The organism is Anaerotruncus sp. (assembly GCF_057433415.1).
Map to the genome: position 1 here is coordinate 15,649 of NZ_DBMDHH010000018.1, position 17,036 is coordinate 32,684.

Genomic DNA, 17,036 nt, shown 5'->3' on the forward strand with positions numbered 1-17,036 from the left:
ATGGAACGCATGACGATCGATGAGATCGCGCGGGCGGTCGGCTGTCCCGGGAGCTATCCCGGCGCGGTCGACGTGATCTCGACCGACTCCCGGAGCCTGCCGGAGGGCTGCCTCTTCGTGGCGCTCGAGGGGGAGCGGTTCGACGGGCACGACTTCATCCCCGCCGCCCTGCGTTCGGGCGCCGCGGCGGCAGTCGCGCACGAGCGGCGCGACTACGGCCCCGGCACCGTGCTCTACGTGAAGAACACCCAGCGCGCGCTGATGGAGATCGCGAAGGCCTACCGCGCCAAATTCCCCATCCGCTGCGTGGGGGTCACCGGAAGCGTCGGCAAGACGACCACCAAGGAGATGATCGCCGACGTGCTCTCCTGCGCCTACCGGACCCTCAAGACGGAGGGCAACCTCAATAACGAGATCGGGCTCCCCAAGACCCTCTTCCGCCTCGACCGCACGACCGAGGCGGCCGTCGTCGAGATGGGGATGCAGGGGCTCGGGGAGATCGCGGCGCTGGCCGGCGTGGCAAGGCCGGACGTCGGCGTCATCACGAATATCGGCGTGAGCCATCTGGAGCGGCTCGGCTCCCGCGAAAACATCCTGAAAGCCAAGCTGGAGCTGGCCGACGCGCTGCCCGACGGCGCGCCGCTCCTCCTCTGCGGGGACAACGACCTGCTATCGCGGGTGCGGATCCCCCGCCTCGACGTGCGCTTCTACGGCATTGAAAACCCCGCCTGCGGCCTGCGGGCGAAGGACCTCCGCGAGGGGGAGGGGGAGACCTCCTTCCTCCTCTGCGGCGAATTCGGCGAGCTGCCGGTGACGATCCCCTGCGCGGGGCGGCACAACGTCCTGAACGCACTCGCGGCCTTTTCCGCCGGGCTGGCGCTGGATATCCCGCCCGAAAAATGCGCGGCGGCGCTGCGCGAATACATGCCCTCCGGCATGCGCCAGAAGGTGGTGCACTGGCGGGGGATTACGGTGGTGGAGGACTGCTACAACGCCTCCCCCGACTCGATGCGGGCCGCGCTCGAGACGCTGGCGGGCCATCCCTGCACGGGCAGGCGGATCGCGGTGCTCGGCGGGATGCTCGAGCTGGGCGCGATCTCGGAGCGGGCGCACCGGGAAATCGGGGCGTTCGCCGCAGAAAAGGGGATCGACCTGCTGCTTGCATACGGCGGCGATGCGTGCTATTATCGACAGGGCGCGTCGGAGGGGGGCATCCCCGCCGAGCTCTTCGACGATAAGGAGGAGCTGCTCGCGCGCCTGCGGGAGGAGATCCGCCCGGGCGACGCCGTATGGGTCAAGGGAAGCCGCGGCATGCGCATGGAGGAGATCCTCGAAGGACTGTATAAGGGAGAAGTTGTGAATGAATAGCGGCATGATCCTCATCCTGATCACGCTGGTCGCGTTTGCCGTCACGGCCCTGCTGGGGTTCGTGATGATCCCCTTCCTGCACAAGCTCAAGTTCGGCCAGACGATCCTCGACATCGGCCCCGCCTGGCACAAGAAGAAGCAGGGCACCCCCACCATGGGCGGCGTCATGTTCATCATCGGCATCACGGCGGCGGTCGTGATCGGGGTCTCGACCCTCTGGCTTTCGCCCGCGGCGCAGGGATATCTTGGCGACCCGCGGGGTAATATAAAGCTGTTTGCGGGGGTCGCGATGGCGCTCGCGTTCGGCGCGGTGGGTTTTCTGGACGACTACATCAAGGTGGTCAAGCACCGCAACCTCGGGCTGACGGCGCGCCAGAAATACCTGATGCAGCTGGTCATCGGGGTCTTCTACCTCGTGATGCTCTACATCGCGGGGGACCGCTCGACGGCGGTCGCGGTGCCCTTTTTGGGCACGCTGGAGCTCGGGCCCTTCTACTACCTGCTGGCGATGATCATCATCACCGGCTTCGTCAACGCCGTCAACCTCACCGACGGCCTCGACGGGCTTTCCTCGTCGGTCACCTTCGTCTATGCGGTGGTCTTCCTCGTCATCGCGGGGATTCTCCAGTTCGGCCAGGCGAGCGTGATCGCCGCCGCTCTCGCGGGCGGCACGCTCGGCTTCCTCGTCTGGAACTTCTATCCCGCCAAGGTCTTCATGGGGGACACCGGTTCCCTCTTTTTGGGCGGCCTGGTGGTGGCGCTCGCCTTCCAGGTGGGGATGCCGCTGCTGCTCGTCTTCGCGGGGGTCGTCTTCTGGTGCGAGGCCTTTTCGGTCATCATCCAGGTCTGCTACTTTAAAGCCACCCACGGCAAACGGCTCTTCAAGATGAGCCCCATCCACCACCACTTCGAGATGTGCGGATGGAGCGAGGTGAAGATCGTCTCGGTCTTCGCCCTCGTGGGACTCCTCGGCGGCGCGCTGGCCGTCTGGTCGGTGCTCCTGCTGTGACGCGGGGCCCCGGCCGAAATCAATCCAACGGAAAAGAGGTGCTTGCCGATGGAAGCGGCACGGCCTGCGGGGAAAACCCGTAAAAAACGCATCCGGGCAGAGAAGGGCGGCATCGACCTGACCTTCATGTTCCTTGTGCTGATTCTGCTTGCGATCGGGCTGATCATGCTCTTTTCGGCGAGCTACGCGTCCGCCTACTACGAGACGGGCAACAGTTTCTATTACATTTCCCGCCAGCTGCTCTTCGCGATCGTCGGCATCATCGGGATGTTCGTCGTCGCCAACATCGACTACCACATCCTGCACCGGTTTGCCTTCCTCATCTACATCGGCACCGTCTTCCTGCTCATCCTCGTGCTCTTTGTCCATACCCGCGAGGACGCGCGCCGGTGGATCCCGCTCGGGTTTACGACCTTCCAGCCGTCCGAGCTCGCGAAGTTCGCCGTCGTGCTGATCTTCGCGCACCTCATCTCCACCAACTACGACAGGATGAAGGACCCCAAATACGGCGTCTGGCCGTTTTTGGCGCTGATGGGCATCGTGGTCCTGCTCATGCTGCTCGAACCGCACCTGTCCGGCACCATCCTCATCCTGTCGATCGGCATCATCATGATGTTCGTGGGCGGCACCGACCTGAAATGGTTCATGATCGGCGGCCTGCTGCTGGCGGCGGCGGTCGTCGTCATCGTCCTGATACCGGGCGTCATCCCCTACGCGATGAGCCGCATCCAGCACTGGCGCGACCCGTGGATCGACCCGCAGGGCAAGGGCTTCCAGACGATCCAGTCGCTCTACGCGATCGGCTCGGGCGGGCTCATGGGCGTCGGGATCGGCAACTCCCGCCAGAAGCACCTCTATCTGCCCGAGCCGCAGAACGACTTCATCTTCTCGGTCGTGTGCGAGGAGCTCGGCTTCATCGGCGCGACGCTCATCATCCTCGTCTTCGTGCTGCTCATCTGGCGCGGCTATGTCATCGCGATGCGCTGCCGCGACCGGTTCGGCTCGATGCTCGCCATCGGCCTCACGACGCAGGTGGGCGTGCAGACGATTTTAAACATCGCCGTCGTCAGCAACACGATCCCCAACACGGGCATCAGCCTGCCCTTCTTCTCATCGGGAGGTACGGCGCTCGTCATGCTCCTGGCGGAGATGGGGGTCATCCTGTCCGTCTCCCGGCAGACCAACCTCGAGAAGGAGTAGCGGCGGCCTGCCCGGCCTTTGGCCGGAGCGGCTTCGCCGACGACCGCTCAAAGGGGGCCCCGCCCCCTTTGGATCCCCCGCGAGGTGTCGCCTTGCGACCCGGCCCTGCGGGCCGGAACCTTAAGAGGAGCCTTCGGCGGAGGAATCATGGCGGCCTGCCCGGCCTTTGGCCGGAGCGGCTTCGCCGACGGCCGATCTCCGGCCCAAAAGCCGCCTGCGGCGGTTGGCCTCCGAAACGCGGCCTGCGGGCCGCAGTCAAAGGGGGCGGCACGCGCCACTTGTCCCTTCGGGACAAATGGCGTCCCCATTCGGGCTGTCGCTTCGCGACCCCTTTGGATCCCCCGCGGGGTGTCGCCTTGCGACCCGGCCTAGCGGGCCGGATCCTTAAGAGGAGCCTTCGGCGGAGGAGTCATGGCGGCCTGCGAGCCGTTCAAAGGGACGGGATATGGGATGATTGGGAGGGCTCTGACAACATGAGAATTCTGTTTGCATGCGGCGGGACGGCGGGTCACATCAACCCCGCGATCGCCGTGGCCAACTTCATCAAGGCCCGCCATCCCGAGGCGGAGATCCTCTTTGCGGGCAACCCCAAGGGGATGGAGGCGCGCCTCGTCCCGAAGGCGGGCTTCGCCTTCGCGCCGATCGAGATCATGGGCTTCCAGAGGAAGCTCACCTGGTTCAACGTCAGGTACAACTTCCGCTCGGTGGGCTGCCTCATGCTCTCGTGGGGCCGCGCGAAAAAGCTCATCCGCGATTTTGTCCCCGACATGATCGTCGGCACGGGCGGCTATGTGAGCGGGCCGATCCTGCGGGAAGGGGCCAAGCTGGGGGTGAAGACGGTCACCCACGAGTCGAACGCCTTTCCCGGCGTGACGACCAAGGTGCTCGCGCGCACGGCGGATAAGGTGCTGATTTCGGTCGAGGAGGCCAAACGATACCTGCCGCGGGGCAGGGAATACATCGTGACCGGCAACCCGGTGCGGGAGGAGATTCTCTTTGCCGACCGGGAGAAGGCGCGCAAAAAGTTCGGCGTGGGGGACCGGGTGTGCATCGTCTCCTTCGGCGGAAGCCTCGGCGCCCGCCGGTTGAACGAGGCGGTCGCGGGGCTGATGGCGTGGGAGCAGAGGCGCGGCGGCGTCTTCCACATTCACGCGACCGGCTCGATCGAAAAGGACCGCTTCCCGCAGATGCTGGCCGCCGCCGGGGTGGACCCCCGCGCCCCCGGCCTCGACATCCGCACCTATATCGACGACATGCCCGACTGCCTCGCGGCGGCGGACCTCGTCATCTCCCGTTCGGGCGCGATGACCCTCTCCGAATTGGAGGCGAGCGGCACCGCGTCGGTGCTCATTCCCTCGCCGAACGTCGCGGAGAACCACCAGTACCACAACGCGATGGTGCTGGCGGAGCACGACGCGGCGGTGGTCATCGAGGAAAAGGACCTGACCCCCGAGCGGTTGAGCGGCCGGGTGGAGGAGCTCTGCCGGGACCCGCAGACCCTGCGGCGGCTGGGCCGCAACGCCCAGGCGATGGCGATCATCGACGCGAACGAACGCATCTATTCGGAAATCATGGCGCTTTACAAGGCGTAATTTTCGCCGGGGACGCGAAAGCGTCCCCTTTTACACGTATTTGCCCTTTCACCCGGCGGGACCATGCGGCATAGTATGGTTTTGCAAGGGCTTCCCGTACCCTTGCGAAAAGCGAAAGGGTGCGTGAAGATGCCGAAACTGCTAATTGAAGGTGAAAAAAGGCTGGAGGGTCGGTTGCGGGTCCACGGGGCGAAAAATTCCGTGTTGCCGATTTTGGCGGCGACATTGCTGTCGGGAGACTGTGTGATACATAACTGCCCCCGCCTGACGGATGTCGACGCCGCCTGCAACATCCTCCAGCATCTTGGTTCCGAAACGCGGCGCGAAGGGGACAGCATCCTCGTCGGGGCCGCCGATTCCTGTTGCTGCTGCATCCCAGACGAGCTGATGCGCCGGATGCGCTCGTCGATCGTCTTTCTCGGAGCGATCGTGGCCAAATGCGGCCACGCGCGCATTTCGCTTCCCGGCGGGTGCGAGCTCGGGCCCCGCCCCATCGATCTGCATCTGGCCGCGCTCGAAAAGCTCGGCGTCACGATCGAGGAGGACCACGGCTACCTCAACTGCACGGTGAAGGACCGCCTGCGGGGCGCGAGCATTCCGCTGCCCTTCCCCAGCGTGGGCGCGACCGAAAACATCATGATCGCGGCCTCCCTCGCCGAGGGGGAGACGGTCATCAAAAACGCGGCGCGCGAGCCGGAGATCTCCGATTTGGCGGCCTTCCTCAACGCCTGCGGCGCCAGGGTGCGCACCACGCCGGACGGCGACCTGCACATCACCGGCGTCAAGTCCCTGCACCCCGCCGAGCACAGCGTCATCCCCGACCGGATCGCGGCGGCGACCTACCTGTCCGCGGCGGCCGTCACGGGGGGAGACGTGACGCTTGACGGCGTTTGCACCGAACACCTGGCGGCGGTGCTGCCCTATTTCGAGGAGATGGGCTGCCGGCTGAAAACCGCGCCGGAGGAGATCCGCCTGACCGCCGCGCGCCCGCTGCGCGCGATGAGCATGGTGCGCACGATGCCCTATCCGGGCTTCCCGACCGACGCGCAGTCCCCGCTGATGGCGGCGGCGTGCGTGGCGCAGGGGAGCAGCATCTTTGTGGAGAACATCTTCGAGAGCCGCTACAAGCATGTGCCCGAGCTCATCCGCATGGGCGCGGACATCAAGGTGGAGGGGCGCGTGGCGCTCGTCCACGGGGTGAAGGAGCTGCACAGCGCGACGGTGCACTGCACCGACCTGCGGGGCGGCGCGGCCATCGCGGTGGCGGCGCTGGCGGCCGCGGGGGAGACGGAGCTGTTGGACATCGGCCACATCGACCGCGGATATGAGAACTTCGAGGAGAACCTGCGCGGGATCGGCGCGGCGATCCGCAGGGTCCCCTGACGGGTGGGAAAATTTGCCCCGCCGCCGCGATTGCGCGAAACGCCTCCCGCGTGGTATAATAAGCACGTTTCCAGGCACCGCCGCCCGCGCCCGCAGGGGCGGGCACGCGGCTTTCCCTGCCGCGGCCGCATCCCGGCCGTGCGGCGGCCGCGCGGCCAAATCCGACGGCCGGCCCCTTTTGGGGCGGCCGCGGGAAGTGAAAATCAGGTCCCGCGCGGCGGTTCGACAGGATTTGCAGGCATCCGCGGCGGATACGCGGTATACTGGTATCCGGCCTGCCGGGGACTATGATACACGGAGGACGTCATGAAGCAGAAGCTCCTTTCATTCGGCGGCAGAACGCCCCGCGCGCCCGACCGGGCGCAGGCGGCGGCAGCCGCGGGCGCGCGCCGGCGCAGGAAGCGCACCGGCCGCCAGACGCTCTACTATCTGCTGATCCTGCTTGTCGCGGCGGCGGTCGTGGCCGTACTGTCGCTGACCGTCTTCTTCCGGATCGAAAAGCTCGAGGTCGCCGGCGTCACCAAGTACGCCGCGGAGGAGATCATCGAGGCCAGCGGCGTCAAGGTGGGGGACAACCTCTTCCGGGTGAACGCGCGCAGGGTGGAAAAGAAGCTCACCCAGCAGTTCCCCTATGTCGAGGGGGTGGCCCTCAGGCGGACGCTGCCCGCGACCCTCACCCTTGAGATCGCGCAGGCAAAGCCGCTCGGCGCGGTATCCACGGCGGCGGGCTACGTGGTCATCGGCAAGACGGGCCGTGTGCTGGAGATCGGCGCGGCGTCGGTGCCGCAGGACGTGATGACGGTCACGGGCATGTACCTCTACGACCCCAAGGTGGGCCAAAAGCTGGGCGAGGGCTACACCAAGGAGGAGACGGACGAGGCGGATAAGGAGGCGTACGGCTTCCTGCTGCTCTCCCGGCTGATGGACGCGGTCGAGGAGACCGATTTCGGCAAGGTCTCCCTCGTGGACTTCTCCAACCAGCTCGACATGATGCTCGTCTACGACAACCGCCTGCTGATCGACCTGGGCGGCGGCACCGAGCTGCCCTACAAGCTGCGCTTCGCGAAGAAGGTGATCGAGGACGAGCTGTCCGACACCTTCGAGGGCAGGCTGGACGTGTCGCTCGCGCCCACCACGAACGAGATCTACTCCTGGCCGGGGGACATCCGGCAGGAGCTGGAAAAACGGCGGCTCACCGCCGCCGCGCAGGCCGGGGAGGGGGACAAAAAGCCCACCGTCCATTCGGACAACCCCGACCTCGCGGTCATCCCGGGCACCGCGCCCTCGAGCGGCGCGGAGGCGGCGGGCTCCTCCTCGGAGGAGGCGGCGTCCTCGGCCTCGCCGCAGGACGACCTCTTTGCGACGATCCCGGGCACGGCCCCCTCGTCCGCGCCGGAGGAGTCCTCCGCGGCGCCGTCGGAAGCCGCTCCGGAAAGCTCCCCGCCGGCCTCTCCGGCGGCGTGAGGGAAATATTACATTTTGCCTTGCCGGGCGCGTTTGCTATTGATTTATCAGGCTGAATCTGATAAGATAATATTTAATAGTATATCGAATTGCGCGTTTGGATGATAAGGGACTTGCAGGATTCCATTTTATAGAATTGCACAGGGGGAACCGCGATGTTAATGAACTTCGACATGGCCAGTGACAGTGAGAACGTTGTCTCGATCAAGGTGGTCGGGGTCGGCGGCGGCGGCGGAAACGCCATCAACCGCATGGTGCAGTCGGGGATGAAGAGTGTGGAATTCATCTCGATCAATACCGATAACCAGGCGCTTCTGCGCTCGCATGCTACATACAAGCTGCACATCGGGGACAAGCTCACCCGCGGCAAGGGCGCGGGCGGCAACCCCGAAAAGGGCCAGCGGGCCGCCGAGGAGAGCCGCGACGAGATCGCCTCGGCGCTCAAGGGCACCGATATGGTCTTCATCACCGCAGGCATGGGCGGCGGCACCGGGACGGGCGGCGCGCCCGTCGTGGCGGAGGTCGCCCACGAGATGGGAATCCTCACCGTGGGCATCGTCACCAAGCCCTTCAACTTTGAGGGAAAGCACCGCATGGAGCAGGCGGAGATGGGCGTCACCGCGCTGCGCGAGCATGTGGACGCGCTGCTGGTCATCCCCAACGAGCGCCTCAAGCTGATCTCGGAGGAGAAGATCACCCTCCAGAACGCCTTCTCCGCGGCGGACGACGTGCTCAAGCAGGGCGTCCAGTCGATCTCCGACCTTGTGAACATCCCCGGCGTGGTCAACCTCGACTTCGCCGACGTGACCGCGATTATGAAGGACGCGGGCTACGCCCACATGGGCGTGGGCAGCGCCTCGGGCAAGGACAAGGCCCGCGCGGCCGCCGAAGCGGCGATCTCCTCCCCGCTCCTTGAAACCTCGATCAACGGCGCGAAGGGCGTGATCGTCAACATCACCGCCTCCCCCGACATCGACCTGGACGACATCGACGTCGCCTCCTCGATGATCCACGAGGCCGCGCATCCCGACGTCAACCTCATCTGGGGCGCGACGTTCGACGATTCGCTGCAGGATGAGATGAAGGTCACGGTGATCGCCACCGGCTTCGACAGCGACCGCAACTTCACCCTCCCCAACTACAGCTTCAGCAAAAAGCCCGACGGCAAGGCGGAGCCCGGCGCTCCCGCGACCGAGGCCGGCGGGGACGACGACGATAATTTCTTCGACATTCTGTCAATATTCAATAACAAGAAGAACTGATCTGTAACAGGGAGTATTGCCGGATTGGCAATACTCCCTTTTTTCTCTGCAAAGAACCTGTAAAATGTCACGGGGGGACGCAATATGAACGACAACACGAACCCGATTCTCTACCAGAACCGCGAACTTAGCTGGCTGAAGTTCAACCTGCGCGTGCTCGAACAGGCGTGCGACGGGTCGATCCCGCTGCTCGAGCGGCTGAAGTTCCTCTCGATCTTCGGCAGCAACCTCGACGAGTTCTTCATGATCCGGGTGGGCACTCTGACCGACGCGTCGCTGCTCGATCCGGACGCGATCGACAACAAGTCCCTCATGAGCCCCGCCGAACAACTCGAGGCGATCTTCGCGGACACCCGCGCGCTGATCGAAAAGAAGGACGCCGCCTACAAACGCCTCTCGGCGGATATGGCGGGGGAGGGGATCGAGCATCTCGATCTCTCGATGCTCACCGAGGAGCAGACCGTCTTTCTGGAGAACTACTTCCGCGGCGAGATCCTGCCGATGCTCTCCCCGCAGATCATTGACAAGCACCATCCCTTCCCCTTCCTGCGCAACAAGGAGACCTACATCTGCACCCAGCTCAAAACCAAGGGGGAGTTCGTCAAGCTGGCGATCATCCCCGTGTCCACCGGGTTCGACCGGATCGTCTACCTGCCGTTCGACAAGAACAAGTTCGTGCTGCTCGAGGAGCTCGTGCTGCGCTACTGCGAGCACATCTTCCAGGGCTATGTCGTCGTGGCCAAGACGATCTTCCGCGTCACCCGCAACGCCGACATCAACGTCGACGAGGCGATGTACGACCACGACATGGACTACCGCAGCGTCATGGAGGAGATGGTCAAGAACCGCCGCAAGCTGATGCCGGTGCGCGTCGAGTTCCAGGGGGAGGCGAGCGAGGCGATCATCGACCAGCTCTGCAAAAAGCTCGAGCTGACCCGCGACCGCGTCTTCTTCAACCTCTCTCCGCTCGACATGGGCTTCGGCTTCACCCTCTGCTCCAAGATGGAGCGCCGCGGGCTTCCGGGGCTCTTCTACCCGCCGCTCACGCCGCAGGATTCCTCCCTGGTCACGCCCGGCAGGCCGATGATCCCCCAGATCGAGGACCACGACATCCTGCTCTCCTATCCGTTCGAGAGCATGAAGCCGTTCATCTCCCTGCTGCTCGAGGCGGCGGACGACCCGACCGTGCTGTCGATCAAGATGACCCTCTACCGGGTCGCGCGGGAGAGCCAGATCGTCTCGGCGCTCATCAAGGCGGCGGAGAACGGCAAGGAGGTCCACGTCGTCGTCGAGCTGCGCGCGCGGTTCGACGAGGAGAACAACATCATCTGGTCCAAGCGGCTCGAGGAGGCGGGGGTCAACGTCGTCTACGGGCTGGGCGAATACAAGGTCCACTCCAAGCTGCTGGTCATCACCCGCCGGGTGGAGGAAAAGATCTGCTTCATCACCCAGATCGGCACCGGCAACTACAACGAGAGCACCGCGCGGCTCTATACCGACCTCTGCCTGATGACCGCCGACCGTGAGTTCGGCGAGGACGGCACCCGCATCTTCAACGGCATCCTGACCGGCAACCCGGTGGGGGACACCAAATACCTCGTGGCCGCGCCCGTCTCGATGAAGCCGATGGTGCTGCGGTTCATCGAGCAGGAGATCATCGCCGCGCGGGAGGGCCGCCCGGCCGCGATCACCGTCAAGATCAACTCCCTCACCGACAAGGACGTGATCGACAAGCTGATCGAGGCGTCGATGGCGGGGGTCAAAATCCGCATGATCATCCGCGGCATCTGTTGCCTGCGGGTGGGGGTGCCGGGCCATACCGACAACATCGAGGTCGTCAGCATCGTCGGGCGGTTCCTCGAGCATTCGCGCATCTACGTGTTCGGCACGCCCGAGCGCAGCCGGATGTACATCTCCTCCGCCGATTTCATGACGCGCAACATGGAGCGCCGGGTGGAGGTCGCGGCCCCCATCCGGGACGAGAAGCTCAAGGCGCGGATCATGAACCTGCTCGACCTCGAGTTCTCCGACAACGTCAAGGCCAAGCGGCTGCTCTCCGACGGGGAATACGAGCCGGTCAAGAACGACAAGCCCCCGATCGACAGCCAGATCGACCTCTTCAAGCTCGCCTACATGCGCGCGGAGGAGTCGGCGCGGGTGCGCGCCTCCCGCCCGGTACAGCCGGTGATGCGCCCGGCGCAGCCGCAGGCGGCGCCCGTGGCCCCGGCGGCCCCCAGGCGCGGGCTGTGGGATAGGATCCGCGCCCTGTTCCACAAATGACGGGAGGAAACGCCATGTCCGAATTTATCATACGCCCCTGCAGGCCGTCCGACGCGGAGGGCATCCACGCGCTGCGCGTCATGGAGGGCGTGCGCGAAAACATCCTCGCCCTTCCCTCCGAGCGGCTCGGGTTCTGCGAGGCATACTTAAACGGCCTCGGCCCCGACGACCACCAGTTCGCGGCGGCCGTGCCGCTGCCGGGGGGCGGGGAGAAGATCGTCGGCACCGCCGGCCTTCAGGTCTATCCCGGCCGGATGCGCCATTCGGCGGGGTTCGGCATCATGGTCCACCGCGACTGGCAGGGCAGGGGCGTCGGGCGCGCGCTGATGGAGGCGGCGCTCGACGTGGCGGACAACTGGCTCATGCTCACGCGCGTCGAGCTCACCGTGTTCACCGACAACGTCCGCGCCATCGGGCTCTACAAGTCGCTCGGCTTCGAGATCGAGGGCACCAAGCGGATGGGGGCGATCCGGAACGGGGAGTACGCCGACGAATACTACATGGCGCGCCTGCGCCCGCCGCGCGCTTGACAAAACGCGGCAAAAACGGGTAAACTAAAAGCTGGATTTTACGAGGTTGTACGCCCGTAGCGGGCGTACAACTTGCGTCTGGGCGAATTTCCCGCATTACAGAAAGACGGAGGCAGGCAGATGCCAAAAAAACGGACCGCCGATTACGGCAACGAGAGTATTTCCTCCCTCAAGGGCGCCGACCGGGTACGCAAGCGCCCGGGGGTAATCTTCGGCTCGGACGGGCTGGAGGGCTGCGAGCACGCGATGTTTGAGATTCTCTCCAACTCGATCGACGAGGCGCGCGAGGGGTACGGGGACAAGATCCTCATCACCCGCTACCGCGACCAGTCGATCGAGGTCGAGGATTTCGGCCGGGGCATCCCGGTGGACTACAACCAGCGGGAGGAGCGCTACAACTGGGAGCTCGTCTTCTGCGAGCTCTATGCGGGCGGCAAATACCAGACCAACGAGGGGGAGAGCTACGAATACTCCCTCGGCCTCAACGGGCTGGGGCTCTGCGCGACCCAGTATTCCTCCGAATACATGGACGTGGAGATCTACCGCGACGGCTTTAAATACTCCCTGCATTTCGAGCACGGGGAGAATGTCGGCGGCCTTCAAAAGGAGGAGACCCGCCGCCGCGCCACCGGCACGAAGATCCGCTGGAGGCCCGACCTCGCGGTCTTCACCGACATCGACATCCCGCTCGAATACTATGCCGACACGATCAAGCGGCAGGCGGTCGTCAACGACGGCGTGACCTTCCTGCTCAGAAACCAGGCGGACTCCGGCTTCGAGGAGACGGAGTTCCGCTATGAAAACGGCATCGTCGACTATGTGGCGGAGCTCGCCGGCGACGGGACGCTCACCCCCATCCAGTTCTGGAAGGCGGAGCGCCGCGGCCGCGACCGGGAGGACAAGCCGGAATACAAGGTGAAGCTGTCGGTGGCCTTCTGCTTTTCCAACCGGGTGAGCCGGTGCGAATACTACCACAACTCGAGCTGGCTCGAGCACGGCGGAAGCCCCGAAAAGGCGGTCAAGCTCGCGTTCACCTACATGATCGACAACCTCATCCGGAACGCGGGCAAGTACCAGAAGGGGGAGAGCAAGGTCACCTTCGCGGACGTGGAGGACTGCCTGGTGCTCGTCTCCTCCAACTTCTCCACCCAGACCTCCTATGAGAACCAGACCAAAAAGGCGATCGCCAACAAATTCGTCTACGAGGCTATGAACGATTTCCTCCGCCACCAGATGGAGGTCTATTTCATCGAGAACCCCGACGAGGCGGCGCGGATCGCCGAGCAGGTGCTCATCAACAAGCGCAGCCGGGAGAACGCGGAGAAGACCCGCCTCAACCTCAAAAAGAAGCTCGCCGGCACGGTGGACATGTCCAACCGGGTGCAGAAGTTCGTCGACTGCCGCACCAAGGACGTCTCCCGGCGCGAGATCTACATCGTGGAGGGCGATTCGGCGCTCGGCGCCTGCAAGCTCGGCCGGGACAGCGAATTCCAGGCGATCATCCCGGTGCGCGGCAAAATCCTCAACTGCCTCAAGGCGGACTACGACAAGATCTTCAAAAGCGACATCATCGTCGACATCTTCAAGGTGCTCGGCTGCGGCGTGGAGGTCACCACCAAGGCGAACAAGGATTTTTCCTCTTTCGACCTCGACGGCCTGCGCTGGAACAAGATCGTCATCTGCACCGATGCGGACGTCGACGGCTTCCAGATCCGCACGCTGATCCTGACGATGCTCTACCGCCTCGCCCCCACGCTGATCGAGCGGGGATATGTCTACATCGCGGAATCCCCCCTCTACGAGATCACGACGAAGGACAAGACCTGGTTCGCCTACACCGAGCAGGAGAAGACGCACGCGCTCGAGGAGATCGGCAACGCGAAATACACGGTCCAGCGCTCCAAGGGGCTCGGTGAAAACGAGCCGGACATGATGTGGCTGACGACGATGAACCCCGAAACGCGGCGCCTCATCAAGGTGACCCCCTCCCAGGCGAAGGAGACCTCCGACATGTTCGACCTGCTGCTGGGGGACAACCTCGCCGGGCGCAAGGAGTTCATCGCGGAAAACGGCTACCAGTATCTGGAGCTGGCGGACCTCTCATAAGCGCCCGCGCTCCCGCGGCGGAGGCCGGCGCAAAACAGTATTGAGGTGCAGTGAATGGCAACAAAGAAACCCAAAAAGGAACCGAAAAAACCGGTGAACTCCTCGGCGGTCATCGAGAACGCCGGGGTGATGATCGAGCAGCCGATCGTGACGACGCTCGAAAGCAACTACATGCCCTACGCGATGAGCGTGATCGTCTCGCGCGCAATCCCCGAGATCGACGGCTTCAAGCCCTCCCACCGCAAGCTGCTCTACACGATGTACAAGATGGGGCTGCTCACCGGCGCGCGGACCAAGTCGGCGAACGTGGTGGGCCAGACGATGAAGCTGAACCCCCACGGCGACGCGGCAATCTATGAGACGATGGTGCGCATGTCGCGCGGGTGCGAGGCGCTGCTCCATCCCTATGTGGACAGCAAGGGAAATTTCGGCAAGGCGTACAGCCGCGACATGGCCTACGCCGCCAGCCGTTACACCGAGGTCAAGCTCGACGCGATCGCGGCGGAGCTCTTCCGCGACATCGACGAGGACACCGTCGACATGGTCGACAACTACGACAACACCCAGAAGGAGCCGACCCTTTTTCCGGTGACCTTCCCGTCGATCCTTGTCAACTCCAACATCGGCATCGCGGTCGGCATGGCCAGCTCGATCTGCCCCTTCAACCTCGCCGAGGTGTGCGACACGACGATCGCGCTGCTCAAAAACCCCGGCCACGACATCCTCGAGACGCTGCGCGCCCCCGACTTCCCGGGCGGCGGCTACATCGTCTACAACGAGGACGATCTGCGCAAGATCTACGCGACCGGACGCGGCGGGGTGCGGGTGCGCTCCCGCTGGAGCTACGACAAGGCGAACGACTGCATCGACGTCACCGAGATCCCCCCGACCGCGACGGTCGAGGCGATCATGGACAAGATCGTGGACCTCGTGAAGGGCGGCAAGATCCGCGAGATCGCCGACATGCGCGACGAGACCGACCTCTCCGGCCTCAAGCTCACCCTCGACCTCAAGAGGGGCGCCGACCCCGACGCGCTCATGCGCAAGCTCTTCCGCATCACACCGCTCGAGGACACCTTCTCCTGCAACTTCAACGTCCTGATCGCCGGAATGCCGCGCGTCTGCGGCGTTAAGGAGCTGATCGAGGAGTGGGCGGCCTTCCGCGAGGGCTGCGTCAAGCGCCGGGTCTACCACCAGCTCGGCAAAAAGAAGGAAAAGCTCCACCTGCTCATGGGACTCAAAAAGATCCTGCTCGACATCGACAAGGCGATCCGGATCGTGCGGGAGACCGCCGAGGAGCGGGAGGTCGTTCCCAACCTGATGATCGGCTTCGGCATCGACGAGGTGCAGGCGGAATATGTGGCGGAGATCAAGCTGCGCCAGCTCAACCGCGAGCACATCCTCAAGCGGGTCGAGGAGACCGACCAGCTCAAAAAGGAGATCGCCGGGATGGAGGAGATCCTCGCGGACCGCAAAAAGGTCCGGGCGATCATCATCGACGAGCTCCGCGCGGTCAGCAAGAAGTACGCGAAGCCCCGGAAGAGCCTCCTCTACTATCCGTCGGGCGAGGACGAGGAGGAGCCTGAGTCGCTGGTTCCCGACTATCCGGTGCACCTCTTCTTTACGAGGGAGGGATACTTCAAGAAGATCACCCCCCAGTCGCTGCGCATGAGCGGCGAACAGAAGCTCAAGGAGGGGGACGCCGTCGCCCGCGAGGTGGAGGCGACCAACAACACCGACCTGCTCTTCTTCACCGACCGCCAGCAGGTCTACAAGGCGAAGGCGAGCGACTTCGACGACGGCAAGGCGAGCGTGCTGGGCGATTACATCCCCGCCAAGCTCGGCATGGACGAGGGAGAAAGCGCCGTCTATATGGCGGTCACCGCCGATTACGCGGGCTATATGCTCTTCTTCTTTGAAAACGGCAAGGCCGCGAAGGTGGACCTCTCGGGCTACGCCACCAAGACAAACCGCAAAAAACTGCTGGGCGCCTATTCCGACGCGTCGCCGCTCGCGGCCTGCTTCCAGATCGAGGGCGGGGAGGACTTCCTGATGACCTCCTCCTCCGGGCGGATGCTGCTGGCCAACGCCGGGGCCGTCTCCTCCAAGGCGACCCGCACCACGCAGGGCGTCGCGGTTATGACGCAGAAGAAAAACCACCGCGTCGCCTCGGTGAAGCCGTTCAGCGAAGGGATGCTCGCGAATCCCCACCGGTTCCGCACCAAGACCCTCCCGGCCGCCGGCATGATGCCCCGCGAGGAGGACTACGGAGAGCAGCTGACCTTATAATTGTTTTCGGCTGCCCGCCGAGGGGGATTCTTGGGTTTGCCGCTCATCGAGCGGCGGAGTTTGTCGGTAGTCGACCGACGGCAGGCTTGGATTACTCGCTCGTCGAGCGGCAGAGTTTGTCGGTAGTCGACCGACGGCGGCCTTAGATTGTCCGCTCGGCGAGCGGCGCAGTTTGTCGGTGGTCGACCGACAGCGAGTTCCTTTCTTGCTTGCCCAAGAAAGGAACCAAAGAAGGGCGCGAGGGGCTGCGCCCCTGCGACCCCAGCGCCGCCTCCGGTTGGCCTGCGGCCAAAGTCGGCGGCGCCCTGTCACGGATGAGCGGACAAGCCTTCAGCATCCCACCAGCCGCCGCACCGCGGGCGCAATGCCTCTGCCCGAGAGTCTCCGGAACCGTACCGGAAGTGCTTCCGGGGAGGCACGGCCGCTTTTGCGTGGCGCGCAGCGCCCACGGGGAGGCGGAAAACTGCGCGGCTACGCCGCGCACGCGCGCAGAGCGCGCGAACGCCCGGAACGGGCGTTGTTTTCCGCCGTGTGTCCCCGGCGAGCCTTCCGG

11 protein-coding genes are annotated in these 17,036 nt (G+C 64.6%); all 11 read left to right on the forward strand.

The window, feature by feature from the left end:
* The 11 genes from ACZO3G_RS06835 to ACZO3G_RS06885 all read left to right on the forward strand — a co-directional run bounded on the left by ACZO3G_RS06835 (position 1) and on the right by ACZO3G_RS06885 (position 16,483).
* Positions 1-1,368 carry a UDP-N-acetylmuramoyl-tripeptide--D-alanyl-D-alanine ligase gene (locus tag ACZO3G_RS06835; RefSeq protein ID WP_276872309.1) on the forward strand — a complete coding sequence of 456 codons (1,368 nt, stop codon included), beginning with the start codon at positions 1-3 and terminating at the stop codon, positions 1,366-1,368.
* Positions 1,361-2,377 carry a phospho-N-acetylmuramoyl-pentapeptide-transferase gene (mraY, locus tag ACZO3G_RS06840; RefSeq protein WP_276872308.1) on the forward strand — a complete coding sequence of 339 codons (1,017 nt, stop codon included), beginning with the start codon at positions 1,361-1,363 and terminating at the stop codon, positions 2,375-2,377. The genes ACZO3G_RS06835 and mraY overlap by 8 nt, the downstream gene beginning before the upstream one ends.
* 48 nt (positions 2,378-2,425) lie before the next feature.
* Positions 2,426-3,577 carry a putative lipid II flippase FtsW gene (ftsW, locus tag ACZO3G_RS06845; RefSeq protein WP_101549395.1) on the forward strand — a complete coding sequence of 384 codons (1,152 nt, stop codon included), beginning with the start codon at positions 2,426-2,428 and terminating at the stop codon, positions 3,575-3,577.
* Positions 3,578-4,050: 473 nt separating this feature from the next.
* Positions 4,051-5,169: a UDP-N-acetylglucosamine--N-acetylmuramyl-(pentapeptide) pyrophosphoryl-undecaprenol N-acetylglucosamine transferase gene (locus ACZO3G_RS06850; RefSeq protein WP_276872306.1), complete on the forward strand. Its 1,119-nt coding sequence runs from the start codon at positions 4,051-4,053 to the stop codon at positions 5,167-5,169.
* 129 nt (positions 5,170-5,298) lie between these two features.
* On the forward strand, positions 5,299-6,552 hold the full coding sequence (gene murA, locus ACZO3G_RS06855; RefSeq protein WP_256152396.1) for a UDP-N-acetylglucosamine 1-carboxyvinyltransferase: 1,254 nt from the start codon (positions 5,299-5,301) through the stop codon (positions 6,550-6,552).
* Positions 6,553-6,858: 306 nt separating this feature from the next.
* The gene (locus tag ACZO3G_RS06860; RefSeq protein ID WP_276872303.1) at positions 6,859-8,016 is read left to right on the forward strand and encodes a cell division protein FtsQ/DivIB; all 1,158 of its coding nucleotides are present in this window, start codon (positions 6,859-6,861) and stop codon (positions 8,014-8,016) included.
* A 155-nt stretch (positions 8,017-8,171) separates the two neighbouring features.
* Positions 8,172-9,278: a cell division protein FtsZ gene (gene ftsZ, locus ACZO3G_RS06865; protein ID WP_418664311.1), complete on the forward strand. Its 1,107-nt coding sequence runs from the start codon at positions 8,172-8,174 to the stop codon at positions 9,276-9,278.
* A gap of 84 nt (positions 9,279-9,362) precedes the next feature.
* Complete coding sequence (gene ppk1 / locus ACZO3G_RS06870; protein ID WP_276872302.1) at positions 9,363-11,558, forward strand: polyphosphate kinase 1; 2,196 nt, start codon at positions 9,363-9,365, stop codon at positions 11,556-11,558.
* A gap of 14 nt (positions 11,559-11,572) precedes the next feature.
* Positions 11,573-12,088, forward strand: a complete 516-nt coding sequence (locus tag ACZO3G_RS06875; RefSeq protein ID WP_276872301.1) for a GNAT family N-acetyltransferase — start codon at positions 11,573-11,575, stop codon at positions 12,086-12,088.
* Between the two features lie 120 nt (positions 12,089-12,208).
* Positions 12,209-14,194, forward strand: coding sequence for a DNA gyrase/topoisomerase IV subunit B (locus tag ACZO3G_RS06880; protein ID WP_276872300.1), 1,986 nt, complete (start codon positions 12,209-12,211; stop codon positions 14,192-14,194).
* Between the two features lie 54 nt (positions 14,195-14,248).
* Positions 14,249-16,483, forward strand: a complete 2,235-nt coding sequence (locus ACZO3G_RS06885; protein WP_486846975.1) for a DNA gyrase subunit A — start codon at positions 14,249-14,251, stop codon at positions 16,481-16,483.
* Positions 16,484-17,036: the final 553 nt, after the last annotated feature.